The sequence below is a fragment of the Komagataeibacter melomenusus genome (genome assembly GCF_013155395.1).
Classification (GTDB): Bacteria; Pseudomonadota; Alphaproteobacteria; order Acetobacterales; family Acetobacteraceae; genus Komagataeibacter; species Komagataeibacter melomenusus.
On the sequence record NZ_JABJWC010000023.1, the window covers coordinates 17,592 to 42,631 of the forward strand.

Below are 25,040 nucleotides of genomic sequence, written 5' to 3' on the forward strand. Positions count from 1 at the left end.
AATGACCCCCCCCCAGACAGGCAGTGTCCAGCCCGTGGATGTGGACAGCATCCCCGATGTTCTGGAACGTATCTGTGCACGGACCCGGGTGGACGTGGCGCAGCGTGCCAAGGTCATGCCGCTGAAGGAAATCACCGCCCGCGCGCGTGAGGTGAACACGCCCCCGCGCGGCTTTGGCCAGGCGCTGAAGCAGAAGACCGCCGACCACCAGATCGGCCTGATCGCGGAAATCAAGAAGGCCTCGCCTTCCGCCGGTATCCTGCGCCCCGACTACGAGCCCACCGTCATTGCCGAAGCCTATGAGGCGGCGGGGGCTGCGTGCATTTCCGTTTTGACCGAGGGCTCATGCTTCCATGGCAGCGCCGAGGACCTGACCCGCGTGCGTGAGGCGTGCAAGCTGCCCATCCTGCGCAAGGACTTCATCATCGACCCGTGGCAGGTGCATGAAAGCCGCCTGATGGGGGCGGACTGCATCCTGCTCATCATGGCCATCCTGACCGATGCCGAAGCCGCCGAACTGCTCGACATCGCCCGTGGCCTCGACATGGACGTGCTGGTCGAAGTGCATGATGAGGGCGAACTCAACCGCGCGCTGGCCCTCGATACCTCGCTGATCGGGATCAACAACCGCAACCTCAAGACCCTCCAGACCGATATCGAGACCACCTGCCGCCTGGCCCCGCTGGTGCCACCCGACCGGATCATCGTCTCCGAAAGCGGCATCCGCACGCATGCGGATGTGATGAAGCTCAACGCCGTGGGCGCATCGGGCTTTCTGGTGGGCGAGAGCCTGCTGCGCCATGAGGACGTGGGCGCTGCCGTGCATGCCCTGCTCGGCACCACCGCCCCGGCCAGTCCCGATGCGGGCAAGGCCGCACCACCCGCCGAGAGCACGCCATGACCACACCCCGCCTGTCACACCTCGATGCGGCGGGGCACGCGGTCATGGTCGATGTCTCGGCCAAGCCTGACACGCGGCGCGAGGCCGTGGCGCATGGCCATATAAAAATGCGTGCCCAAACGCTGGGCCTGATCCTTGCAGGCGCCATGCCCAAGGGCGACGTGCTGGCCACGGCGCGCATTGCGGGCATCATGGCGGCCAAGAAAACGGCGGATCTGATCCCGCTGTGCCACCCGCTGGCCATTTCCTCCGTCAAGGTGGCGCTTGCGCCGGACGCGGCGGGCGAGGGGATCGACATTACCGCGCGCGTGCGCACCACGGGGCCGACCGGAGTGGAGATGGAGGCGCTGACGGCAGCCTCCGTCGCGGCACTGACGCTGTATGACATGTGCAAGGCCGTGGAGCGCGACATGGAGATCGGTCAGATTCATGTGATCCATAAATCCGGCGGCGCGTCTGGCACTTATGACCGTGCATCAGGTTCCTGATGCCACCGGCAGAACACTGTAATCGCAACGGCTGCCCTACCCCGTGCGGATGGCGGCACGGGCACCATCAACCAAGGACGTTCGATGAGTAACGAGACCGATCCCGGCCTGGGGGGCGGCCATAACAGCCGCGCCATGACCGAAGCCGACCTGAAGCATGCCTATTACCAGATGGTGCTGATCCGGCGCTTCGAGGAGCGTTCGGGCCAGCTTTACGGCATGGGGCTGATTGGCGGGTTCTGCCACCTGTATATCGGGCAGGAAGCCGTCGTGGTCGGGATCCAGATGGAACTCAAGCAGGGTGACAAGATCATCACCTCCTACCGCGACCACGGCCAGATGCTGGCCGCCGGCATGGACCCGCGCGGGGTGATGGCCGAACTGACCGGACGTGAGGGAGGCTACTCCCACGGCAAGGGCGGGTCGATGCACATGTTCTCGAGCGAGAAGCACTTCTATGGCGGCCACGGCATCGTGGGCGCGCAGGTCTCGCTGGGCATCGGGCTGGCATTCGCCAACAAGTATCGCGGCACGGACGAGGTCTCGGTCACGTATTATGGCGAGGGGGCGTCCAACCAGGGCCAGGTTTACGAGAGCTTCAACCTCGCCGCCCTGCACAAGCTGCCCTGCCTGTTCGTGCTCGAGAACAACCGCTACGGCATGGGCACCAGCGTGGAGCGGGCCTCGGCCTCCAAGGCGCTGTGGCGCAATGGCGAGCCGTGGGGCATTCCGGGCATGTATGTCGATGGCATGGACGTGCAGGCCGTGCGCGCGGCAGCGGCCGAGGCCGTGGCCCATTGCCGCGCGGGCAAGGGGCCGGTGCTGCTCGAGGTCGATACCTACCGCTACCGTGGCCACTCCATGTCTGACCCGGCAAAATACCGCCAGCGCGCGGAAGTGGATGAAATCCGCAAGAACCACGACCCCATCGACCGCGTGCGCCGCGAACTGCTGGCCATGGGCGTGGAAGAAAACGAACTGAAAGCCATGGACGAACAGGTCAAGGCCGTCGTGACCGATGCTGCGGAGTTTGCCCAGACCAGTCCCGAGCCCGACCCCTCGGAACTGTGGACGGACATACTGGTGGAAAGCTGATCTAGAGATGGCAACAGAGATACTCATGCCCGCCCTTTCTCCGACCATGAAGGAGGGGAAGGTGGCCCGCTGGCTGCGCAAGCCCGGTGACGCGATTGCCGCAGGCGACGTGATTGCCGAAATCGAGACCGACAAGGCCACGATGGAAGTCGAGGCCGTGGATGAAGGCACCCTTGGCCAGATCCTGGTGCCCGAAGGCACCGAGAATGTCGCGGTCAACACGCCCATCGCCGTGTTGCTGGCCGAAGGCGAAGATGCATCCGCCATGCCGGCTGCGGCCCCGACCGCGGCTGCAAGGCCCGCGGTGGCCCAGCCCTCCTGCGCGCCGTCCGTGGCCCCGCCCGTTGCGGCCCCCGTTGCCCCGCAGCCCGAAAAGGACTGGGGCGAGACCACCGAGATCACCGTGCGCGAGGCGCTGCGTGATGCCATGGCCGCCGAACTCGCGCGTGATGAGGACGTGTTCCTGATCGGCGAGGAAGTGGCCCAGTACCAGGGGGCCTACAAGGTCTCGCAGGGGCTGCTCGACCAGTTTGGCGAGAAGCGGGTGATCGACACCCCCATTACCGAGCAGGGCTTTACCGGCATGGCCATTGGCGCGGCCCTGACCGGGCTCAAGCCGATTGTCGAGTTCATGACCATGAACTTCGCCATGCAGGCCATTGACCAGATCATCAACTCGGCGGCCAAGACGCGCTACATGTCGGGCGGGCAGATGTCGTGCCCCATCGTGTTCCGTGGCCCCAACGGGGCGGCGGCCCGCGTGGGGGCGCAGCATTCGCAGTGCTATGCCAGTTGGTACGGCCATGTGCCGGGGCTGAAGGTGGTCGCCCCCTGGTCGGCAGCCGATGCCAAGGGCCTGCTGCGCGCGGCCATCCGCGACCCCAACCCGGTCGTGTTCCTTGAAAACGAGATCCTGTACGGCCAGCGCTTTCCCTGCCCGGTGGATGAGGACTTCATCCTGCCCATCGGCAAGGCCAAGGTGGAGCGTGAGGGGCGTGACGTAACCATCGTCACCTTCTCGATCATGGTGGGCGTGGCCCTTGAGGCTGCGGCCAGACTGGCCGAGCAGGGCATCGAGGCGGAGGTGATCAACCTGCGCACCATCCGCCCGCTCGATACCCAGACCGTGGTGGACAGCGTGAAGAAGACCAGCCGCCTTGTTACGGTGGAAGAAGGCTGGCCGTTCGCGGGCATCGGCGCGGAAGTGGCCATGCAGGTGATCGAGCATGCGTTCGACTACCTTGATGCGCCGCCGGTGCGCGTGGCGGGGGCTGACGTGCCCATGCCGTTCGCCGCCAACCTTGAAAAGCTGGCCCTGCCCAATGCGGACTGGATCATCAATGCCGTCCGGCAGGTTGTGTGAGGGGAACGCACGATGTCCATCAACATCCTGATGCCAGCCCTTTCGCCCACCATGAAGGAAGGCACGCTGGCCCGCTGGCTCAAGGCGGAGGGCGACACGATTGCCGCAGGCGACGTGATTGCCGAGATCGAGACCGACAAGGCCACGATGGAAGTCGAGGCCGTGGATGAAGGCATTCTGGGCCGCATCCTGATCGCGGGCGGCACGCATGGCATTGCCGTCAACACGCCCATCGCCATCCTGGTGGCCGAGGGTGAAAGCGTGCCGGAGGCGGCAGCCGCGCCGGTTGCGCCGGTCGCGGCACCCACGCCGTCCGCCCCGGCGGCGCCGATGCCTGCCGCCGCACCGGCTGCCATGCCTGTTGCAAAAGGCACGCGCGTCTTTGCCTCGCCACTGGCCCGCCGCATTGCGGGGCAGAAGGGTATCGACCTTGCCAGCCTCAAGGGCAGCGGCCCCAACGGGCGCATCGTGCGCCGTGATGTGGAGCAGGCCGCCACGGCCCCCGCGCCAAAGGCCGCAGCGCCTGCGGCTTTGGTGGAAGAAGCGGGCTTCGAGAGCATTCCGCACAGCACCATGCGCAAGGTCATTGCGCGCAGGCTGACGGAATCCAAGTCCACCGTGCCGCATTTCTATGTGGAAATGGACGTGGAACTCGATGCGCTGCTGGCACTGCGCAGCCAGATGAACGCGGCCTCGCCTGATGAAGGGCCGGGGGCGTACAAGATTTCCGTCAACGACATGCTCATCAAGGCGGCGGCGGTCACGCTGCGCCGGGTGCCGCAGGTCAATGTCTCCTTCACCGAGGAGGCCATGCGGGTCTATGAGGACGTGGACATCTCGGTCGCCGTCTCCATCCCCGATGGGCTGATCACGCCCATCGTGCGCAAGGCGGATACCAAGAGCCTGCGCCAGATCAGCCTCGAGACGCGTGACCTCGTGGCGCGCGCGCGCGCAGGCAAGCTCAAGCCCGAGGAATTCCAGGGCGGCACCTTCTCCATCTCCAATATGGGGATGTACGGGGTCAAGGCGTTCTCGGCCATTCTCAACCCGCCGCAGGCCGCCATCCTGGCCATTGCGGCAGGCGAGCGCAGGCCGGTGGTCAAGGGCAACGAGATCACCATCGCCACCGTCATGACTGTCACGCTCTCGGTCGATCATCGCGTGGTCGATGGCGCGCTGGCGGCGCAATGGGTATCGGCCTTCCGCAAGGTGGTCGAAAACCCCATGAGCCTTGTGGTCTGAGGGAGCGCGTTCAATGAGCACCACACAGTTTGATGTGATTGTTATTGGCGGCGGCCCCGGCGGGTATGTCGCGGCCATCCGCGCGGCCCAACTGAAGCTGAAGGTCGCGGTGGTGGAAGCCTCGGCCCTTGGCGGCATCTGCCTCAACTGGGGCTGCATTCCCACCAAGGCGCTGCTGCGCGCCTCCGAGATCAACCACCTGCTGCACAATCTGGGCGAATTCGGCTTTGCGGCCGATAACGTGCGCTTTGACTTTGACAAGGTGGTCAAGCGCTCGCGTGCCGTCTCGGCGCAGCTTTCGGCCGGTGTCGCCCACCTGCTTAAAAAGCACAAGGTCACGGTCATCAGCGGCTTTGGCAAACTGGCAGGCACGGCAGGGGCGAACCGCAAGGTCTCGGTCAGCGTGGACGGCAAGGAGACCACCGTGCTGACCGCGCCGAACGTGATCGTGGCCACGGGTGCGCGTGCCCGCGTGCTGCCGGGGCTGGAGCCTGACGGCAGGCTGGTCTGGTCCTACCGCGAGGCCATGGTGCCCAAGGCCATGCCGCGCAGCCTGCTGGTGATCGGCTCGGGCGCGATTGGCGTGGAGTTCGCCTCCTTCTACCGCAACATGGGTGCGGAGGTGACCATTGTGGAAGTGGCCGAGCGCATCCTGCCGGTGGAAGATGCCGAGATCAGCGCCTTTGCGCGCAAGGCGCTGGAAAAGCAGGGCATGAAGATCCTGACCGGGGCAAAGCTGGGCAGGATCAGCAAGGGCGATAATTCGGTCACGGTCGAGGTCACCGCGGGCGGCAAGACCACGCCCATCACGGTCGAGCGCGTGATCTCGGCGGTGGGCATTGTGGGCAATGTGGAGAATATCGGCCTTGAGGGCACCTCCATCAAGGTGGACCGCACCCACATCACGGTCGATCCCTACTGCCGCACGGGCGAGAAGGGCGTGTTCGCCATTGGCGACATCGCGGCCCCTCCCTGGCTTGCCCACAAGGCCAGCCATGAGGGCGTGATGGTGGCCGAACTGATCGCGGGCCGCGAAGTCCACCCGATCAGCCCCATGAACATTCCCGGCTGCACCTATTGCCGCCCGCAGGTGGCCTCCGTCGGCCTGACCGAGGAGAAGGCGAAGGCGGCAGGCTACAAGATCCGCGTGGGCCGCTTCCCCTTCATCGGCAATGGCAAGGCGATTGCGATGGGCGAGCCCGAGGGCATGGTCAAGACCATCTTTGATGACGCCACCGGCGAACTACTCGGCGCGCACATGGTTGGCGCGGAAGTGACCGAGATGATCCAGGGCTACGTGATCGCCCGCACGGGTGAACTGACCGATGGGGAACTCAAGGAAACGGTCTTCCCGCATCCCACCATATCGGAGACCATGCACGAGGCCGTGCTGGCGGCGTATGACGGGGCGCTGCATATCTGACCCCCGCTGAAAGCTGGGGGCAGGGGCCATACCGCACCCTGATCGTGCGGTTGTGATCCTGCGCCCGGCCCAGGGCGGCAAGAATGCTTGACGTCATGCTGCAGGCGTTTCACTTCTGGTTATCTGCCTGTTTACGGGATTTTTTGCATCATGTCCGTGCGTTTGATGATCGACCACCGCAAGAAGGGTGAAGCCACGCTGCGCCATCCAGAAAAGGCGCACAGGCCCGATAACCCGATCGCCCGCAAGCCAGAGTGGATCCGCGTGCGGGCACCCAACCACCCCACCTATCACGAGACGCGCAAGCTCATGCGCGACAACAGCCTCGTGACCGTGTGCGAGGAGGCGGCCTGCCCCAATATTGGCGAATGCTGGTCACAGCGCCACGCCACCATGATGATCATGGGCGAGATCTGCACCCGCGCCTGCGCGTTCTGCAATGTCACCACCGGCCTGCCCAACGCGCTTGACGGGGATGAACCCGCGCGCGTGGCCGATGCGGTGGCAAAACTCGGCCTGCGGCACGTGGTCATTACATCGGTGGATCGTGATGACCTGCCAGATGGGGGTGCGCATCACTTCGCCCGCGTGATCGGCGCGATCCGGGCCAGCGCGCCCGATACCACCATCGAGATCCTCACACCTGACTTCCTGCGCAAGCCCGGCGCGCTTGAGGTGGTGGTCCGCGCCCGGCCCGATGTGTTCAACCATAACCTCGAGACCGTGCCCCGGCTGTACACCACCATCCGCCCCGGCGCGCGGTACTACCAGTCGATGCGCCTGCTCGATGACGTGAAGCGGATGGACCCCTCCATCTTCACAAAATCGGGATTGATGCTGGGCCTGGGCGAGGAACGGCCTGAAATCCTGCAGGTCATGGATGACCTGCGTATTGCGGACGTTGATTTCATCACCCTGGGGCAATATCTCCAGCCTACGGTCAAGCATGCCGCGGTGGCCCGGTTTGTAACGCCTGAGGAATTCGCTGATTATGCGGGCATGGCCCGGGTGAAGGGCTTCCTGCAGGTCAGTTCCTCGCCGCTGACCCGGTCGTCGTATCATGCGGATTCAGATTTTGCGCAGCTACGCGCCGCCCGTGAGCAACGCCTGAAGGCAGAGCGTGGCGCAATGGAGATCAAGTAGATGCCCACCCATGCCGAACGTCGGCTCATTGCCTATTCGCCCAGCCAGCTTTTTGATCTGGTGGCCGACGTCGGGAAATACCCCCAGTTCCTGCCATGGTGCACCAGTGCGCGCGTGCGCACGCGCACCGCAACCGAACTGGTGGCGGACCTGACCATCGGCTTTGGCCCCTTTCGCGAGACATTTACCAGCCGTGTCCTGCTTGAGGCGCCCAACACCATCCGCGTCAGCTACGAGGAGGGGCCGTTCCGTTACCTCAACAACGTCTGGACCTTCACGCCCGAGCCGCGTGGCTGCCTGGTCGATTTCTTTGTGGATTTCGAGTTCAAGTCCCGCCTGTTGCAGGCGGCGATCGGGGTGGTGTTCAACGAGGCCGTGCGCCTCATGGTCTCGGCCTTCATCCGGCGTGCGCGTGATATCTATGGCCCGCCGCCTGTTGCAGCCCCCGCGCAGGTGAGCGCCGCCAAGGCAGGCAACGCCTGATCCCCCCGTATCGACCACAGGGAAAGACTTCATGAACAGGATTCTCCGCGCCCTTATCGGGGCGGCAGTTATGTGCGCGGCCCCGCTGGCGCATGCAGCCTCACCCGCGCCGCACAAGGTGGAAACACCCGCGCCCGGCAGCAATGCCGAGACCGCCGACCTGAACGAGCAGAGCCTGCAAAAGGCCCGTGCATCCCTTCAGGCGCCCGCTCAGGCGGCATCTGCAGGCCACCCCGTGCAGGCTCAGGGCACGGGCCAGACGGCAAGCCCCATCCGCGTGCCGGAAACCGGCAGCACGGTGGCCGGATACTAGATCGCTCCTGAATGTCCTGAAAACAGAAGGAAGTTTCTGGGTGTCGCCCTTTTTCAAAAAAGCGATGTCTTTCAAAGCTTTTTGAAAGAAGCTTCATCAAAAACTTTTATGATTTCAGGGCTTTATTGAGTCTGCCTTTTTTGAAAAAAGGTGGCACCTGAAAACGTCCGTTACCGTGTTGACCCGTTATTCCGCCGCCAGTCGGCCCGCATGGTCAAGCAGCAGGCCAAGGGCCGCGCGCACGGCCTGGGTGCGGATATCCCACCGCTCGCCTGCAAAATTATGTGAGACCGTATGCACCGTGCCGCCACCGGCCACGGCAAACCAGACCAGCCCCACCGGCTTGCCCGGCGTGGCCCCGCCCGGGCCTGCAATGCCGGTAATGGCGACCGACAGGTTGGCATCGGGCGCATGGCCAAGCGCACCCTGCGCCATGGCGGCGGCGACCTCGCGGCTGACCGCGCCGTAGTCTTCCAGCAGTTTCAGCGGCACGCCCAGTGCATGGTGCTTCATGCTGTTGGAGTAGGTGACAAAACCACCGCATACGACATCCGACGCGCCGGCGGCTTCGGTCAGGGCAGCGGCCAGCAGGCCGCCGGTGCAGCTTTCCGCCGTGACAACACGCTGGCCTGCGGCACGCAGGCGGGCCAGGGCATCGGGCATGCGGCCCAGAAAGGTGTCAGGTAACATCCGCAGCGTTCTCCTCATTGTGGGGTGTCAACGCATCAGGCAAGGCAACGGATGCCTGCCAGGATCGCAGCCGCCATGAGGCCAGCCACCACGTCATCGCCCATGATGCCCAGCGCATCATGCCTGCGGTCGAACCAGCCCACCGGGCCAGGCTTGGTAATGTCGAACAGGCGGAACAGGGCAAAGGCCAGCGCCAGCCACAGCCCATCAGCCCAGCGCAGGCCATCGAGCGGCAGCGGGGCGAGGGGGAACATGGCAATCCACATGCCCGCCACCTCGTCAATCACGATCCAGCCGTGATCTTCCCCGCCTGAGGCAAGCTGTGTGGCGCGGTAGCCCACAAAGGTTACCACCAGCACGGCCAGCGCCATCCATAGCCACTGCCCCAGCAGCGGCACGCCCACGATCAGGGCGGCAAGCGAGCCCACCGTGCCCGGCGCGCGCGGTGCAAAGCCCGTGCCGCAGAAACTGGCAATGAAGCGGGCGGGAGAAAATGCCATCAGCCTGCTCCCAGCGCCGGGTCGGTGGCCTGGTAGATGGCCATGTTTTCCTCCACCCGTTCTACGTAATTGCGTGTCTCGCCAAAGGGGATGCTCTCGATCCAGTCCAGCATGGCATCGGGCACCGGGGTGTCGCGCGCCGGGTTGCCCAGGGTGAGCAGCCAGCCATCGGTGCGGTGCGGGCCAGCGTTATAGGCTGCGGCCACGTAGGGCACGGCGCCACCCACGCGCCGGGCGATATCGGCCAGGTAGGCAGCACCTAGCTGCATGTTCAGGTCCGGGTTGGTCAGGCTGGCGGCGCTGACATTCACGTTCAGGCCCGCCTTGCGCGCGACCTCACGCGCAGTGGGCACGAGCAGCTGCATCAGGCCAACCGCGTGGGCGGGGCTGACCACGCCTGCGTCAAACCCGCTTTCCTGCCGGGTGATGGCCAGTTCCACATCGGGCGGCAGGGTGCTCGTGGGGGGGGCGCAGGCGCGGGGCCAGCCCTCATGCACCAGTGTCAGCCCGTCCCTGCCTGCAAGCCGGGCCACCATCACGGCGGCATCGGGCATGCCAAGGCGGGTGGCCATGCGGGCTGCGAGCACGTGGGTGACGGGGCTGGTCGCCTGCGCATCGAGGGCCAGGACAAAGTCACGCGCATGGTGGCGGTCGTTCCATGCGACGAGGATCTCGGCCGCACGGGCAAGGTCGGTGGTGTCGAACCGCACGGAATCGGCCACGCTGGGGGTAGGTTCGCTCTCGCGCAGCAGGTGCGCGCGGATCTGGCGGCCTGCCTGCTCGGGGGTGATGAGCTGGTTGGCGCGGTTGCCTGCCAGCCATTCAATGGCCATCTGGCCGTAAAAGGTGTTGGCAAGGGCGGCTGCCTGCATCCACTGCGCGCGCGCCGGGGCATGGCGCCCGCGTGCCCAGAGCGCGCGCCCCGTCCAGAACAGCCCCCGGCTGCGGGTAATGACCGGCACCGCCTGCGCCAGCGGGGCGAAATCGGCCTGCGCATGTTCGGCATCATGCAGGTATTCCAGCCGGATCCAGCCTGCGAGGAACAGGGCGTCATAATGGTTGGCCGCGCCGATATCCGCCGTGTCGCTGGCCACGAACAGCGCATCATCCACCCGGTGGGCCAGCAGCAGGTCACGCGCCAGCCCGTCACGCTCGCGCCAGAATACGGTAGCGATCGCGGGGGCCTGCTGCTTTTCGGTATCCACGCCACGGGCGCGCCACAGTTCAAGCGCCTCATCCAGCCGTTGGGCGTGGTGCAGCCAGCGTAACTGGTCCAGCACCAGCGCGCCATCGGCCTGCTGCTCGGGCGGCAGGGCGCTCAGGGTATCTTGCGCCTGCGGGTCATTGCGGCGAAATGCCAGGCGCGCGCGGGCCACGGGCTGCTGCGTGGCTTCAAGCAGCGCCACCTGCCGGGTCGCGGCATCGACCCTGCCCGCGCGTTCCTGCCGGTCAAAGCGCTGCCAGTGGTCCTGGGGGGTCAACTGAGGGCCGAAGCCCGCCAGCAGGGCCTGTGCATCGGTGGGGCTGTCGGCGCGGTTGATCCATGTATCCCGCGCCCAGGCCGCCAGTTTCTCGGGGGCGGGGCTGGCATGGGCGCAGCGCAGCAGGGCGTGCACATCGGTCAGCGGCAGGCGGGGGCACAGCGCGCCGGCCACCGCATCATCCGCTTCGCCCGCCAGCGCCTGCTGGTAGTGCGCGAGCAGCAGGCCACGCTGGGGCCATGCGGGGTTTTCGTTCAGGAAGGTGGCATATTCCTCCGCCGTGCCGCCCGCGCCTGAAAGCAGGCGCAGATAGACCAGCAGCTTGGCCGCGATGGGGTCATCATCGGCATTGCCCGTGGCAGCCTGTCGCGGCGTGGGCCAGTCGCCTTCAGCCGGTGTGGTGGCGGCGGGGGCAGGGGTGGCCAGCCCGGCCATGACGGTGGCAAGGCAGGCCGCCCGGCCCCATTGGCGCAGGCATGCGGGGCGCAGGGCGGGGAGGCGTGGCATCAGCCGCCATGCCCCACATGCGCCCAGACCTCGCCGCCGCCCTTGACGATCAGTTCAATGGCCACGGCGAGCACCACCAGCAGCCCCACCCATGAAATCCATTTGTACCGCTCCAGCAGCCTGGCAATGAGCGAGGCCGCCACCGCCATCAGCACCACCGATATGACCAGCCCGCTCACCAGCACGCCCATATGCTCGCCCGCAGCCCCCGCCACGGCCAGCACGTTGTCCAGGCTCATGGACAGGTCAGCCACGATGATGCGGATGATGGCGTTACGCAGGGAACCGGGGGCGGGGGTATCCGTTTCGGCCTCGGCACCGCCGCGCATCTCGCGGAACATGCGCCAGCACACCCACATCAGCAGGAGGCCGCCCGCCAGTGTCAGCCCGATGATGGCCAGCAGCCTGACCGCCACGAGCGCCAGGCCGATGCGGATGACCGCAGCACCCAGCACGCCGCACAATATGGCGATTCGGCGTGACTGCTGTGGCAGGTTGCGCACCGCCATGCCCACCACGATGGCGTTATCGCCCGCCAGGGTCACGTCGATCAGGATAACCTGGGCCAGTGCGTAAAGGGAAGACGGGGAAAAAATGGCAGACATGGGCAGATGGATTCCTGAAGACAAGGTCGTGCCGCCGCAGGGCGGGGCGGGCGTGGCAGGTGCTTTATGCCGCCGCGCGCGGGCAACATGCAATCATGCCTGTCATGACAGATTGTATGCCACGGGCGGAACGTGGCGTGAATATAAGGGAGACGCACGCGCCAGAATTGGCTAGGAAGGCGGCCTGATCCTGAATGTGTCGCTTTGAGCCAAGGAAGCCCGAGAACATGGTACCGCGCTATACCCGCCCCGTCATGGCCGCCATCTGGTCCCCCGAGAACCGCTACCGCATCTGGTTCGAGATCGAGGCCCTCGCCTGCGAGGCGATGGCGCAATACGGTGCGATTCCGCCCGAGGCCGCAAAGACCATCCGCGAAAAGGGCGATGCCGCCATGGCCGCCTTCTCGCAGGCCGACCTCGACCGCATTGACGAGATCGAGGCCGAAACCCGCCACGATGTCATCGCCTTCCTGACCTGGCTGGCGGAAAAGGTCGGCCCGGACAGCCGCTTCGTGCATCTGGGCATGACCTCGTCGGATGTGCTCGACACCTGCCTGTCGGTGCAGATGGTGCAGGCGACCGACCTGCTCCTGCAGGATGTCGATGCCGTGCTGGCCGCACTCAAGCGCCGTGCATTCGAGCATAAATATACGCTCACCATCGGCCGCAGCCATGGCATCCATGCCGAGCCGACCTCATTTGGCCTCAAGATCGCGGGCCATTATGCCGAGTTCGCCCGCAACCGCGCGCGCCTTGTCCGCGCGCGTGAGGAAATTGCCGTCTGCGCCATTTCCGGTGCGGTGGGCACCTACGCCCATATCGACCCCCGCGTTGAGGACTACGTGGCCGAAAAGCTGGGCCTCAGGCCCGAGGGCGTGTCCACCCAGGTTATTCCGCGTGACCGGCATGCGGCCTATTTCTGCGCGCTTGCGGTCATTGCCAGCGGCATCGAGCGGCTGGCCACCGAGGTGCGCCACCTCCAGCGCTCGGAAGTGCGCGAGGCGGAAGAGTTCTTCCACAAGGGGCAGAAGGGCTCCTCGGCCATGCCGCACAAGCGCAACCCCGTGCTGTCGGAAAACCTGACCGGGTTGGCCCGCCTCGTGCGCTCGCATGTCATTCCCGCACTCGAGAACGTGGCGCTGTGGCACGAGCGTGACATCAGCCACTCCTCCGTCGAGCGCAACATCTGCCCCGATGGCACGATCGGCCTCGACTTCGCGCTCATGCGCCTGGCGGGCATGATGGAAAAGCTGGTGGTCTACCCTGGCCAGATGCAGGCCAATATCGAAAGCCTTGGCGGCGTGGTGCATTCGGGCGAAGTGCTGCTGGCCCTTGCGCGCGCGGGCATCCTGCGTGAGGATGCGTACCGCATCGTCCAGCGCAACGCCATGGAAACATGGACGAAGCTGGGGCAGAAGGACGCGAAGACCTTCCGCGAGAACCTGGCCGCCGACCCCGAGGTTGCAGGCCGCGTGCCGGCGGAAGTGCTCGATGCGGCGATGGACAGCAATGCCCATCTGGGCAGGATCGACCACACCTTCACCCGCGTGTTCGGTGAGGCAGGCCCCGCACGGAGCTGATGCCCCGTGCCCTGACGGAAAACAGCAGCAGGATATCGAGGCGTGTGCACAGTCGTCATTTCCCACGATCCGGATCAGGACTGGCCGCTGCTCATGGCGGCCAACCGTGACGAACGCCTCGACCGGCCCTGGCTGCCGCCGGGGCGGCACTGGGCTGACCAGCCCAACGTCATCGGCGGGCAGGACCAGGTGGCCGGTGGCTCGTGGCTCACGCTCAATGATGCGGGCGTGGTCGCGGGCATCATGAACCGCGTGGGCAGCCTCGGCCCCATGCCGGGCAAGAACTCGCGGGGCGCGCTGCCGCTGCTGGCCGGCCGGTTTGATACGGCGCGGGCGGCGGCCGACCACATCGCCACCATCGATGCGGGCGCATGGCGCTCGTTCAACATGATCGTGGCCGACCGGGCGGAGGCCTTCTTCATCCGTGGCCCCGGCTATGGCCAGCCGCAGGTCGAGCTGCTCGCCCCCGGCGTGCACATGGTCGCCACCACCGACCCCGATGACATGGGCATGCCGCGCATCGCCCGCCACCTGCCGCGCTTTCGGGCAGCCCTCCGGCCCGTGCCGCCGGAATGGACCACCTGGACCACGCTGCTCGCCGACCGCTCGCTGCCCGCGGGCAGTGAACTCAACATCCCGCCGCGCTCGGGCTTTGGCACGTGCAGTTCATCGGCCATCGGGGTGGCAAAAGATGGCCGCCGGTCATGGTTTTTTGCCGCAGGCGCGCCTGACCGCGTGGGCTACCGGCCCATCGACCCGGGCACGCCACAGCCACCGGCTTAAGGTAAATATGGTATCTTCCCGCCCGGAACGCTGCTATGGCATGCGGACCATTGGGGATCATGCCGCAAACAGATCCTGCAGATCAGGGGAGGGGCCGCTCCCGGCCCGTCCCCACAGCGTTATGTGAAGGACGAGTATGGGCCGCCGCCGCCAGCTTTACGAAGGAAAAGCCAAGATCCTTTTCGAGGGGCCCGAGCCGGGCACGCTCGTGCAGTATTTCAAGGATGACGCCAGCGCCGGTAACGGCGCGAAAAAGGGCATCATCACCGGCAAGGGGGTGCTGAACAACCGTATCAGCGAACACCTGATGCTGCGCCTGCACGATATCGGGATTCCCACCCATTTCATCCGCCGCCTCAACATGCGCGAGCAACTGATCCGCGAAGTCGAGATCATTCCGCTCGAGGTCGTGGTGCGCAACGTGGCGGCGGGCTCGCTGTCCAAGCGGCTGGGCATTCAGGAAGGCACGCGCCTGCCGCGCCCCATCATCGAGTTCTATTACAAGAACGACGCCCTGAACGACCCGATGGTGAGCGAGGAGCACATCACCGCATTCGGCTGGGCCTGCCCGCACGACATGGAAGACATCGTGGCGCTGAGCATGCGCATCAACGACTTCCTGTGCGGCCTGTTCATGGGCATCGGCATCATCCTTGTCGATTTCAAGCTGGAATTCGGCCGCCTGTTCGAGGGCGACAACATGCGCATCGTCCTGGCGGATGAAATCTCGCCCGATAACTGCCGCCTGTGGGATGCCAAGACCAGCGAGAAGCTGGACAAGGACCGTTTCCGCAAGGACATGGGCAAGGTTGAAGAAGCTTATCAGGAAGTTGCGATGCGCCTGGGCATCCTGCCCGAGGCCACGAATTCCGACATGAAGGGACCGGAGGTAATGCAATGAAGGTGCGCGTGACCGTCATGCTGAAGGAAGGCGTGCTCGACCCGCAGGGCAAGGCCGTGGAACATGCGCTGCATGTGCTCGATTTTGGCAATGTGGGCGAGGTGCGCATTGGCCGCGTGATCGAGCTTGAGATCGATGAGACCGACCGCGAGCGCGCCCGCGCGCAGGCCGATGCCATGGCGCGCGCCCTGCTGGCCAATCTCGTGATCGAGGATTTCACAACGGAGGTCGTTGGATGAAGATCGCCCGCCTTCTTGCCCTTGGCTGCGTCCTGGCCGTGGGCCTGCCCGCGGCCCATGCCTCTGCCCAGCGTGTCTCGCGCCTTGATGGCGCGCGCCTTGGCTCGCTGTGCACCAAGCCCGCAGGCACCGGCATCTGTGATGCCTACATCTCCGGCATTGCGGATTCGGTAACGCTTGCGCACCTGTTCGAGCGCAATGCGGAAAAGGACGGCAAGGACGTCCCGGCCTTCTGCATCGCATCTGCCACGCCCACGGCGGACATGCGCGGCAAGGTCGTAAGCTGGATGAAGGACCACCGCGATGACCTCAGCCGCCCGGCGGGCGAGGTCGTGTTCACCGCGCTGCATGAATCCTATCCCTGCGGCGGCGGCAAATGAAGGCGGCGATTGTAGTTTTTCCCGGTACCAACCGGGAGCGTGACATGGCGATTGCGCTGCGCAGCGTGACCGGGCAGGCCCCGGCCATGGTCTGGCACCGTGATACGGCCCTGCCCGAAGGGCTGGACCTCGTGGTGCTGCCCGGCGGCTTCAGCTATGGCGATTACCTGCGCTGTGGCGCCATGGCGGCGCATGCGCCGATCATGGCGGCCATCCGCGAATTCGCGGCAAAAGGCGGCCATATCCTGGGCGTGTGCAACGGCTTCCAGATCCTGACCGAGGCGCAGCTCCTGCCCGGCGCGCTGCTGCGCAACGCAGCGCTGCGCTTCCTCTCGCAGGACTGTTTCTTGCGCGTGGAGCGCAATGACACGCCGTTCACGCGGCATTGGGCCAAGGGCGATGTGTACCGCACCCCCATGGCGCATGGCGATGGCAATTACATTGCCGAGGCCGAGACCATCCGCATGCTTGAAGATACCGGGCGCGTGGCCTTCCGCTACGTGGCGGAAAACGGGCGGCTTGATGCAGGCGACCCGCAGCTCAACCCCAATGGCTCGATGAACGCCATTGCCGGCGTGTTCAGCGAGAACCTGCGCATCTGCGGCATGATGCCCCACCCGGAGGATCTGGTTGATCCGCTGATGGGCGGCGAGGATGGCAAACCCCTGTTTACGGGACTTGTGGAGGCTCTGGTCGGATGAGTGCAAAGTTACCGCGCACCGTTGATGAGGCACTGGCGCGCGAATTCGGCCTGACGGCGGAAGAATACGGCAATGTCCTGTCCATCATGGGCCGCACGCCCACGTTTACGGAGCTGGGCATCTTCTCGGTGATGTGGTCCGAGCACTGCTCGTACAAATCATCGCGCGCCTATCTCAAGACCCTGCCCACCACCGCGCCATGGGTCATCCATGGCCCCGGCGAGAACGCGGGCGTGGTTGATATCGGGAACGGGCTGGCGGCCATCTTCAAGATGGAGAGCCACAACCACCCCTCCTTCATCGAACCCTATCAGGGCGCTGCCACCGGCGTGGGCGGCATCCTGCGTGATGTGTTCACCATGGGCGCGCGGCCTGTGGCCAACCTCAACGCCCTGCGCTTTGGCAACCCCAACAACCCGCAGACCCGCCGCATCGTTGATGGCGTGGTGCGCGGCGTGGGCGGCTACGGCAACTGCGTGGGCGTGCCCACGGTGGGCGGCGAAATCAACTTCCACCCCGCCTATGACGGCAACCCGCTGGTCAATGCCATGACCGTGGGCGTGGCGCGGCAGGACCGCATCTTCCTCTCGGCTGCGGCAGGTGTTGGCAACCCGGTGATCTATGTCGGCTCCAAGACGGGGCGCGATGGCATCCATGGGGCCACCATGTCGTCCTCCGAGTTTGACGAGGATGCGCTGGCCAAGCGCCCGACCGTGCAGGTGGGTGACCCGTTTGTTGAAAAGCTGCTGATCGAGGCCTGCCTGGAACTGATGGCGACCGACGCCATCGTGGCCATTCAGGACATGGGGGCGGCCGGGCTTACCTCCTCCGCCGTGGAAATGGCGGGCAAGGGCGGCGTTGGCATCGACCTCGACCTTGACCATGTGCCCCAGCGCGAGCGCGGCATGACGGCGTATGAGATGATGCTGTCCGAGAGCCAGGAGCGCATGCTGATCGTGCTGCGCCCCGACCGCACCGAGCAGGCCCGCGCCATCTTTGACAAGTGGGAACTCGACTTTGCCGTGATCGGCCACCTGACCGACACCGGCAATATCGTCATCCGCCACAAGGGTGAAGTCGAAGCCGAGATTCCGCTGGCCCCGCTGGCTGACCAGGCCCCGGTCTACCGTCGCCCCACGGCACCGGCGCAAAAGCCGCAGCCGATGGAGCCGATCATCGACCCCGTGGGCGTGGAGCAGGCGCTGATCCGGCTGATCGGCTGCCCCGACCTTGCCTCGCGCGCATGGGTGTACAACCAGTATGACAGCACGGTGGGCGGCCAGACGGTACGCAGGCCCGGGGCGGCGGATGCCGCCATCGTCAAGGTGGAAGACACCGAGATCGGCCTGGCGCTGACCACCGACTGCACGCCGCGCTACTGCCGCGCCAACGCCAGGCTTGGCGGCGCGCAGGCCGTGGCGGAAGCCTGGCGCAACATCACGGCCACGGGTGCCCGCCCGCTGGCGGTGACCGACAACCTCAACTTCGGCTCGCCTGAAAAGCCGGAGGTGATGGGCCAGTTCGTCGATGCCATCGCAGGCATGGGCGAGGCGTGCCGTGCGCTCGACTTCCCGGTCGTGAGTGGCAATGTCTCGCTGTATAACGAGACGCGGGCGCCCGATGGCACATCACAGTCCATCCTGCCCACGCCAGCCATTGGCGGCCTTGGCGTGCTGGAGAACGTGCGCCAGGCGGTGGGGCTGGGCATGCCTGATGGGCTTGATGTCATGCTGCTCGGCGAGACGAAGGGCCAGTTGGGCCAGTCGATCTGGCTGCGTGAGATCCTTGGCGCGCAGGATGGCGAGCCGCCTGAACTCGACCTTGCCGCCGAACGGCGCAATGGCGATTTCGTGCGCGGGCTGATCCTTGATGGCACGATCGCCGCCTGCCACGATGTGGCTGATGGTGGCGTGCTGGTGGCCGTGACCGAGATGGTGATGGCAGGGCAGGCGGGCTGCGTGCTCGAGGCCCCGCAATCGGGCATGCGCCCCGAGGCCTTCTGGTTTGGCGAGGACCAGTCGCGCTACATCGTGGCCGTGCGTGACGGGCAGGCGCTTGCCACCCTTGCGGCACAGGCAGGGGTGCCATGCCGCAGGCTGGGCCGCTCGGGCGGCGAGGGTTTGACATTGCCCAGCGGGTCCACAATATCCAAGGCGCGTCTGCTCGCGGTGCATTCCGAATTCTTTCCGCGACTGATGGACCGATAGGGCAGGAGTTTTAAGCCACATGGCAATGACGGCACAGGAAATCGAGACCTACATCCGCGAGGCCCTGCCTGATGCAAAGATCACGATCGATGATCTGGCAGGCGATGGCGACCACTATGCCTGCCGCGTGGTGAGCGAGGCCTTTCGTGGCCTGCCCCGCGTGCGGCAGCACCAACTGGTCTATAACGCGTTGCAGGGGCATATGGGCGGCAAGCTGCATGCGCTCGCCCTCCAGACCCAGACGCCCGACTGACCAGAAGCGATATCCTTACCCCCAAAGCAGGAAACAAGATTATGGCCGAAACAATCGCACAGCGCATCCAGGCGCAGATCGATGCCAACCCCGTCATGCTGTACATGAAGGGCGATGCCAACTTCCCGCAATGCGGCTTCTCCGCGCGCGTGGTGCAGGTGCTCAAGCACCTTGGCGTGCCGTTCAAGACCGAGAACGTGCTGGCTGACCCCGAACTGCGCCAGGGCATCAAGGACTTCTCGAACTGGCCCACCGTGCCGCAGCTTTACGTCAAGGGCGAGTTCATTGGCGGCTGCGATATCGTGACCGAGATGTACCAGACCGGCGAGCTTGAAAAGCTCCTGACCGAGAAGGGCATTGCCACCGCCGCTGCCTGATCCGGGCGGCCCGAAGGCAGTAAAAATGGCGGGCGGGGCAGAAATGTTCCGCCCGCTGTGTATTTGGGGCATAACATCACTTGCGTCATGCCACCGCTTTCGCCTAGCTTTCCTTGGCATTTGAAAAAAACAAGGGGGCCTGATGCGCTACACTGACTTGCGTTCTGCTACAATGCTGCTGCTTGGCGCAGGTCTGATTGGAAGCATCGCCACCCCCGCCCATGCCCGCACCCATGCGGTAACCGAGAGCGAGGCCGACCGGCTGACGCTTGGCGCGCTGATCGCGCCGCCGCCGCCTCCGGTGCGTCATGCCACTTACCGCCACGCAACGGGCAGGGGCCATGGCGCACCTGTAGTGCTGGCGGCGCATCATGGCAGCACCGCCCATACGCAGCACACGATGGTGCATACCATCGTCTATCACCCGCATGGCGGTGTCACGCACCACATCCATCCCGCACCTATGCGCCATCGCGCCTGAGAGCCTGCCTGAAAACAGGCTGCCGAAGACATGGTAAAGCGTTTTGGGGTGCCGCCTTTTTTTGAATAAAGGCGGCATTCTTTATGCTGCCGGGACTGCCCGTGCTCAGTACTGCCTGAAGGCGTCCGGTATCCATTCAATCACATTGCCCGGCAGCACCGCGCAGAGATCGAGGCGCATGCTGTCATAGACCCAGTGCGGATTGGCAGCGCAGAGCGCCGTGGCCGCATTCATGATGCGCCTGACCTGCGCAGGCCGGATCGATTCGCCTGCCGCCAGCAGCGAGGGGCGGGCCTTGACCTCGATAAAGGCCAGGCAGCCCGCACGCAGGGCCACGATATCAACTTCCCCCCAGCGCGTGCGGGCGCGGTGTAGCAGCACTTGCCAGCCTTTCGCCCGCAGATCGGCCATGGCGGCCTGTTCGGCGGCCAGGCCATCGGCAAAGGCGCGCCTGCCACGGCGCTGGCGATGAAGGGCTGGCGGGCGTGCTGTCATGCCCTGTTTTTTACAGGTTTTCTCCAGTGCCGGTCCAGCAGCCATCCGGCTACAGGCATCAAAGCCTGCCGCCTTTTTGGCAGAAGGCATCAGGCTGAAACTTTTGTTATTATTTATCAATAGTTTGTTTGAAAAATTTTCAGCCCACCGGGTCGTGGCTGTGTAAAACCCGGTGGGTAGGATAAGAGCATGTAGGGACATGACCGGGCTGGAGCAGGATGAGGTGACATGATCTTTTATTCCCTGACCATATGGGATCTGGCCCTGCTTGTGCTGCGGCTGGGCATTCTCGTGCCGGTCGTGATTCATGTGCTCCTGACCAAGCGCGATGTCGGGGCCTCGATCGGCTGGATTGGCGTGACCGTGCTCATGCCGCTGACCGGCGGCATCCTCTATCTCATGTTCGGCATCAACCGCGTGCACCGGCGCGCGCGGCGCATGGCGGGGCAGCACCCGTGGCGCAGCCGCACCATGTCCTCGCAGTGGCGGTGTGATGAGAAGGGCGCCTTCGCCCCGCTCGGCTCCATGGTGGGCAAGCTGACCGGCCGCCCGCTGCTGGGCGGCAACGCCATCGAGCCGATGCATGATGGCGATGCGGTCTATCCGCGCATGCTGGCCGCCATCAACGCAGCCGAGCGCAGCGTGCTGCTGTGCTCCTATATCTTCCGCGCCGACAGCATCGGCCGCCAGTTCTGCGATGCGCTGATAAAGGCCCACGGGCGGGGCGTGGAAGTGCGCGTGCTGGTCGATGGCGTGGGGTCGGGCTATTTCAATTGCGGGGTGGCCCGCATCCTGCACCGCGCCGGCGTGCCGGTGGGGCAGTTCATGCATTCCATGCTGCCGTGGCGCATGCCGTTCATCAACATGCGCGACCACAAGAAGATTCTGGTAACAGACGGGCTGACCGGCTTCATGGGGGGGCTGAACATCGGTGAGGAAAACATCGCTGCCTCCCACCCCGCGCATTTGGTATCGGACACGCATTTCCAGATCAGGGGCCCGGTCGTGCACCAGTTGAGCGAGGCCTTCGCGCGCGACTGGGCCTTTACCATGGGCGAGGAACTGACGGCGGACACCTTCTTTCCGCCCCAGCCCTGCTGTGGCGAAATGCCCAGCCGCATCGTAACGGCCGGACCAGACATGGATCTGGAAAAGATCGAGTACACCATGCTCCAGGCCTTCACCATGGCGCGGCACAGCATCAGGCTCATGACGCCGTATTTTTTGCCCGATGACCGGTTCCTGACCGAACTGGAACTGGCCTCGCTGCGCGGCATCGAGGTGGATATCGTGGTGCCCGCGCACAGCAACCACACCCTGCTGGACTGGGCGCGGGCGGCCAACCTGCCGCGCTTTCTGGATTCAGGGTGCCGGATCTGGATGGCGCGGCCGCCTTTCAACCATTCCAAGCTCATGGTGGTGGACCGGCACTGGTCGTTCGTGGGCAGTTCCAACCTTGATGTGCGCAGCCTGCGCCTGAACTTCGAGATCAACCTCGAAACCTATGATGACGCGCTGGCGGGCGCGCTTGATGATTTCATCGCCAGCCATCGCCATATCAGGCTCACGCACCATGATCTTGACCGACGCCCGTTCCCGCGCAAGCTGCGCGATGCGGCGGCCCGCCTCATGCTGCCCTACCTGTAGGCGCGGCTGCCCGCGGGGCGCAGCGTGACCGAGATGGGCCGGTGGTCGGAGGCATAGTTCTCGATCACGTGCCGCTCGGTGCAGGTCAGGCCGCGCACGAGGCAGCGGTCGAGGCGGATGGGCAGCATGTCGGCCATGCGGTGGGTGGGCGCGCGTGGCCCCACATCCTGAAAATGGCGGATCAGCGCCGGGCCGACCTGGTTGAAATCCCCCAATATGGCGGCCTGATGCGGCAGGAGCTGCACCACCCGGCGCAACTGGCGGCGGTTGAGCAATTGCCCGTGCGAAAGATGCACGTTGGCCACGACAAGCGACCGGCACTCGATCACCTGCGCCACCCGGCGGATGAGCGTGCCCGCGGGCAGGGTGCAGGTCAGCGGCTGGCGGCGATAGGGCCACGGGCTCCAGCACGCCAGCCCGTGAATGCGCCCGGGCAGGGGCGCGCGCGCGTAATGGCCGCCGATCAGGGTGGGCAGGGTGTCGATTTCCACCGTGGCCTCCTGCATGAGCAGGAGGTCCGGGCGCTCGGCGTGGATCAGGTTGATCACGTCGCGCACTGTCGCGCCAATGCGGCGCAGCAGGTTCCAGCTGATGATCTTGACCCCATCTCCCTCACGCGCGGGGGGCGTCAGGTCCAGCCGGGGCGGCGTGCCGTGGCGCGGCTGGACGGAAGGCAGGCGGAGATAGGGGCGGGCAAGGGTCATGGTTCGATAAACGGCTCGCGGATGTCATCAGGAACGGGATTGCGGCTACGGGCATCACCCGCCGCGAATTCGGCGGTGAGCGTATAGCCCACGCCAATCAGCACGGGACCAAGGAAAATGCCCAGCCCCCCGAAGGTCAGCACCCCGCCGAGCACGCCAAGCACCGTCAGCAGGTAGGGCATCTGCGCGCCACGGGCGATGAACATGGGGCGGATGATGTGGTCGGCGCCCGATACGATAATGGTGCCATACAGCAGCAGGAAGATGCCCCAGCCGGGATGATGGGTGATGAGCAGGAAAAGGGCGGCGGGAATCCAGATCAGCGGCGCGCCGATGGGCAGCACGGCCACGAAGGCGGTAACCGCGCCCAGCAGCACCGGGCTGGAAATGCCCGCGATGGCAAACCCGATTCCGGTCAGGATGCCCTGGATGATGGCCGTGCCCAGAATGCCGTAGACCGTGCCGCGTATGGTGCGCCCCACGATGCCCAGAATCCGGTCGGCATACACGCCCGCGATGCGCCTGACCACGGCCACGAACGTGTTGCCAAGCGCATCACCGCCCAGCCAGAAGAAGAAGGAGATGAACAGCGCCATGGCCAGGTGCGCCAGCCCGCTGGCAAGCTGCATCATGGCATTGAGGATCGACTGCCCGATGCGCCCGGCATAGGGGCGCACGACCTGGTCTATGCTGCCGACATCGGCTGACCATTTCTGCCATTTTTCAACGATTTCGGGGCCGAAATGCGGAATATGGGCAAGGCGCGCGGGCAGCGGCGGCAGGTGCAGCGCGCCGATGGCGTCGACCATGTACTGCAACGTTGCGGGCACATCGGCAATGCTGCTCGACACCACGATGGCCAGCGGCACCACCAGCACCAGCGCGCACAGCAGCGTCATGGCCAGGGCCGCGGGCAGCAGCGCCATGTGGGCGCGCAGCCGCATGAAGACCGGCCAGGTGGAAAAGGTCAGGATCGCGGCCCACAGCAGGGCGGTAAGGAAGGGATAGAGGATGAGAACGCAGCCGAATGCGATCCCCCCCAGCATCAATCCCATCATAATACGTTCGACCATATCGGTGGCCTATCCCCTCCTGCCATGAAACGAAAGACAAATGTTCAGCACTTTCACTCCCGTGCTGTATGCTGCACCTTATTGCCGAACACGCAATTCCTTGAAGACCGGGAGAAGGTATGCATCCGCTGATCTCAGCCAGTGATCTGGCACAGGCCATCCACAATGGTGGTGACATTCTTGTGCTCGATGCCTCCATGGCGCTACCGGGGCAGGCCTTCGACCCGCAGCAACGCTTTGCCAACGCGCATATAGCCGGTGCGGTGCGCTTTGATATCGATACTTTTTCTGACCCGGAGTCTCCCCTGCCGCATACCATTCCCGGGCAGGCCCGCTTCACACGCCTCGCCACCGAGCGCGGCATGGCCAATACCAGGCACATCGTTTTCTATGATCAGGATGGCATGGCGTGCGCCGCGCGCGCATGGTGGCTCACGCGGCTGTTCGGCCATGAAAACGTGCAGGTGCTCGAAGGCGGCCTGCCCGCATGGAAAAGCGCAGGCCTGCCGCTGGAAAGCGGGCCGGACCTGACCACGCCCGCCCCCTTCATCAGCCGCCCGCGCTATGATCGGCTGCATGGCACGGGCGATGTGCTCGACATCGTGCACGGGCGCATACCCGGGCTGATCCTTGATGCCCGCAGCCGTGGCCGCTTTGAAGGGCGCGACCCCGAGCCGCGCGCAGGCATTGAATCGGGCCACATGCCCGGTGCGCGCAGCCTGCCTTATGGCGAACTGCTTGATGATAACGGCCGTTTCCTGCCCGTTGAGGCGCTGAAGGCAAAATTCGAGACACTGGGCGTAACCGACAGCACCCCCGTCACCTGCTCATGCGGCAGTGGCATGACCGCGTGCATGATCGCGCTCGGGCTGGTCTGCGCGCAGATGGGGGCTGGCGAGCCGGTGGTGTATGACGGCTCATGGGCGGAATGGGCCTCGACGCCTGATGCCCCCATCGTGTGCGGCGCGTAAGGGCGGACAGGCAG

28 protein-coding genes are annotated in these 25,040 nt (G+C 65.2%); 21 read left to right on the forward strand and 7 right to left on the reverse strand.

Annotated elements, in window-relative coordinates:
• The first annotated feature begins 1 nt into the window (after position 1).
• From trpC to HNW77_RS10060, 9 genes are all read left to right on the forward strand, one after another.
• On the forward strand, positions 2-901 hold the full coding sequence (trpC, locus tag HNW77_RS10020) for an indole-3-glycerol phosphate synthase TrpC (RefSeq protein WP_172157349.1): 900 nt from the start codon (positions 2-4) through the stop codon (positions 899-901).
• Complete coding sequence (gene moaC, locus HNW77_RS10025) at positions 898-1,389, forward strand: cyclic pyranopterin monophosphate synthase MoaC (RefSeq protein WP_172157295.1); 492 nt, start codon at positions 898-900, stop codon at positions 1,387-1,389. Before trpC ends, moaC begins: the two co-directional genes overlap by 4 nt.
• A gap of 135 nt (positions 1,390-1,524) precedes the next feature.
• A complete protein-coding gene (gene pdhA, locus HNW77_RS10030; protein ID WP_241694392.1) occupies positions 1,525-2,484 on the forward strand; it encodes a pyruvate dehydrogenase (acetyl-transferring) E1 component subunit alpha in 960 nt (319 codons plus the stop codon).
• A 7-nt stretch (positions 2,485-2,491) separates the two neighbouring features.
• Positions 2,492-3,847 (forward strand): pyruvate dehydrogenase complex E1 component subunit beta, encoded by a 1,356-nt coding sequence (locus HNW77_RS10035; protein ID WP_172157299.1) that lies wholly within the window; start codon positions 2,492-2,494, stop codon positions 3,845-3,847.
• A 12-nt stretch (positions 3,848-3,859) separates the two neighbouring features.
• Entirely contained in the window at positions 3,860-5,089 is a 1,230-nt protein-coding gene (locus tag HNW77_RS10040) for a pyruvate dehydrogenase complex dihydrolipoamide acetyltransferase (RefSeq protein WP_172157301.1), read from the forward strand.
• Between the two features lie 13 nt (positions 5,090-5,102).
• The gene (gene lpdA, locus HNW77_RS10045) at positions 5,103-6,512 is read left to right on the forward strand and encodes a dihydrolipoyl dehydrogenase (protein ID WP_172157303.1); all 1,410 of its coding nucleotides are present in this window, start codon (positions 5,103-5,105) and stop codon (positions 6,510-6,512) included.
• A 150-nt stretch (positions 6,513-6,662) separates the two neighbouring features.
• Complete coding sequence (lipA, locus tag HNW77_RS10050; RefSeq protein ID WP_172157305.1) at positions 6,663-7,655, forward strand: lipoyl synthase; 993 nt, start codon at positions 6,663-6,665, stop codon at positions 7,653-7,655.
• Positions 7,656-8,138 carry a type II toxin-antitoxin system RatA family toxin gene (locus HNW77_RS10055; RefSeq protein ID WP_172157307.1) on the forward strand — a complete coding sequence of 161 codons (483 nt, stop codon included), beginning with the start codon at positions 7,656-7,658 and terminating at the stop codon, positions 8,136-8,138.
• A gap of 31 nt (positions 8,139-8,169) precedes the next feature.
• Positions 8,170-8,451 (forward strand): hypothetical protein, encoded by a 282-nt coding sequence (locus tag HNW77_RS10060; RefSeq protein WP_172157309.1) that lies wholly within the window; start codon positions 8,170-8,172, stop codon positions 8,449-8,451.
• 186 nt (positions 8,452-8,637) lie between these two features.
• Here HNW77_RS10060 and HNW77_RS10065 read toward each other — a convergent pair whose 3' ends face one another.
• The 4 genes from HNW77_RS10065 to HNW77_RS10080 are packed head-to-tail and all read right to left on the reverse strand — an operon-like array spanning position 8,638 to position 12,234.
• Positions 8,638-9,141 carry a CinA family protein gene (locus HNW77_RS10065; protein ID WP_172157311.1) on the reverse strand — a complete coding sequence of 168 codons (504 nt, stop codon included), beginning with the start codon at positions 9,139-9,141 and terminating at the stop codon, positions 8,638-8,640.
• Between the two features lie 35 nt (positions 9,142-9,176).
• The gene (locus tag HNW77_RS10070; RefSeq protein ID WP_130731688.1) at positions 9,177-9,641 is read right to left on the reverse strand and encodes a phosphatidylglycerophosphatase A family protein; all 465 of its coding nucleotides are present in this window, start codon (positions 9,639-9,641) and stop codon (positions 9,177-9,179) included.
• Positions 9,641-11,629, reverse strand: coding sequence for a lytic transglycosylase domain-containing protein (locus HNW77_RS10075; protein WP_172157313.1), 1,989 nt, complete (start codon positions 11,627-11,629; stop codon positions 9,641-9,643). Before HNW77_RS10075 ends, HNW77_RS10070 begins: the two co-directional genes overlap by 1 nt.
• Positions 11,629-12,234 carry a YjbE family putative metal transport protein gene (locus tag HNW77_RS10080; RefSeq protein WP_172157315.1) on the reverse strand — a complete coding sequence of 202 codons (606 nt, stop codon included), beginning with the start codon at positions 12,232-12,234 and terminating at the stop codon, positions 11,629-11,631. The genes HNW77_RS10075 and HNW77_RS10080 overlap by 1 nt, the downstream gene beginning before the upstream one ends.
• 227 nt (positions 12,235-12,461) lie before the next feature.
• On the opposite strand from HNW77_RS10080, the gene purB reads away from it, so the two are divergent.
• From purB to HNW77_RS10130, 10 genes are all read left to right on the forward strand, one after another.
• Complete coding sequence (gene purB, locus HNW77_RS10085; protein WP_172157317.1) at positions 12,462-13,814, forward strand: adenylosuccinate lyase; 1,353 nt, start codon at positions 12,462-12,464, stop codon at positions 13,812-13,814.
• 42 nt (positions 13,815-13,856) lie between these two features.
• Complete coding sequence (locus tag HNW77_RS10090) at positions 13,857-14,597, forward strand: NRDE family protein (protein WP_172157319.1); 741 nt, start codon at positions 13,857-13,859, stop codon at positions 14,595-14,597.
• 136 nt (positions 14,598-14,733) lie between these two features.
• Positions 14,734-15,498, forward strand: a complete 765-nt coding sequence (gene purC, locus HNW77_RS10095; RefSeq protein WP_130731683.1) for a phosphoribosylaminoimidazolesuccinocarboxamide synthase — start codon at positions 14,734-14,736, stop codon at positions 15,496-15,498.
• Entirely contained in the window at positions 15,495-15,737 is a 243-nt protein-coding gene (purS, locus tag HNW77_RS10100; RefSeq protein ID WP_110569194.1) for a phosphoribosylformylglycinamidine synthase subunit PurS, read from the forward strand. The genes purC and purS overlap by 4 nt, the downstream gene beginning before the upstream one ends.
• Entirely contained in the window at positions 15,734-16,117 is a 384-nt protein-coding gene (locus tag HNW77_RS10105; RefSeq protein WP_172157320.1) for a Rap1a/Tai family immunity protein, read from the forward strand. The genes purS and HNW77_RS10105 overlap by 4 nt, the downstream gene beginning before the upstream one ends.
• Complete coding sequence (gene purQ, locus HNW77_RS10110; RefSeq protein ID WP_172157321.1) at positions 16,114-16,818, forward strand: phosphoribosylformylglycinamidine synthase subunit PurQ; 705 nt, start codon at positions 16,114-16,116, stop codon at positions 16,816-16,818. The genes HNW77_RS10105 and purQ overlap by 4 nt, the downstream gene beginning before the upstream one ends.
• On the forward strand, positions 16,815-19,025 hold the full coding sequence (gene purL, locus HNW77_RS10115; protein ID WP_172157322.1) for a phosphoribosylformylglycinamidine synthase subunit PurL: 2,211 nt from the start codon (positions 16,815-16,817) through the stop codon (positions 19,023-19,025). The genes purQ and purL overlap by 4 nt, the downstream gene beginning before the upstream one ends.
• Before the next feature lie 19 nt (positions 19,026-19,044).
• Positions 19,045-19,278, forward strand: coding sequence for a BolA family protein (locus HNW77_RS10120; RefSeq protein WP_010514265.1), 234 nt, complete (start codon positions 19,045-19,047; stop codon positions 19,276-19,278).
• 41 nt (positions 19,279-19,319) lie between these two features.
• The gene (grxD, locus tag HNW77_RS10125) at positions 19,320-19,655 is read left to right on the forward strand and encodes a Grx4 family monothiol glutaredoxin (RefSeq protein WP_159262530.1); all 336 of its coding nucleotides are present in this window, start codon (positions 19,320-19,322) and stop codon (positions 19,653-19,655) included.
• 142 nt (positions 19,656-19,797) lie between these two features.
• Complete coding sequence (locus HNW77_RS10130) at positions 19,798-20,136, forward strand: hypothetical protein (protein WP_172157323.1); 339 nt, start codon at positions 19,798-19,800, stop codon at positions 20,134-20,136.
• 105 nt (positions 20,137-20,241) lie between these two features.
• Here the strand turns inward: HNW77_RS10130 and HNW77_RS10135 are convergent, their stop codons facing one another.
• Positions 20,242-20,631, reverse strand: coding sequence for a YraN family protein (locus tag HNW77_RS10135; RefSeq protein ID WP_172157324.1), 390 nt, complete (start codon positions 20,629-20,631; stop codon positions 20,242-20,244).
• A 228-nt stretch (positions 20,632-20,859) separates the two neighbouring features.
• Here HNW77_RS10135 and cls point away from each other — a divergent pair, with 228 nt between their 5' ends.
• Complete coding sequence (cls, locus tag HNW77_RS10140; RefSeq protein ID WP_172157325.1) at positions 20,860-22,278, forward strand: cardiolipin synthase; 1,419 nt, start codon at positions 20,860-20,862, stop codon at positions 22,276-22,278.
• Here cls and HNW77_RS10145 read toward each other — a convergent pair.
• Together HNW77_RS10145 and HNW77_RS10150 are read right to left on the reverse strand one after the other, a co-directional pair.
• Positions 22,269-22,982, reverse strand: a complete 714-nt coding sequence (locus HNW77_RS10145) for an endonuclease/exonuclease/phosphatase family protein (RefSeq protein ID WP_172157326.1) — start codon at positions 22,980-22,982, stop codon at positions 22,269-22,271. The two genes, cls and HNW77_RS10145, sit on opposite strands and share 10 nt — an antisense overlap.
• The gene (locus HNW77_RS10150; RefSeq protein ID WP_172157327.1) at positions 22,979-24,055 is read right to left on the reverse strand and encodes an AI-2E family transporter; all 1,077 of its coding nucleotides are present in this window, start codon (positions 24,053-24,055) and stop codon (positions 22,979-22,981) included. The genes HNW77_RS10145 and HNW77_RS10150 overlap by 4 nt, the downstream gene beginning before the upstream one ends.
• A gap of 119 nt (positions 24,056-24,174) precedes the next feature.
• Between HNW77_RS10150 and HNW77_RS10155 the strand changes: the two genes are divergently transcribed.
• Positions 24,175-25,026: a sulfurtransferase gene (locus HNW77_RS10155; RefSeq protein WP_172157328.1), complete on the forward strand. Its 852-nt coding sequence runs from the start codon at positions 24,175-24,177 to the stop codon at positions 25,024-25,026.
• The last annotated feature ends 14 nt before the right edge of the window (positions 25,027-25,040 follow it).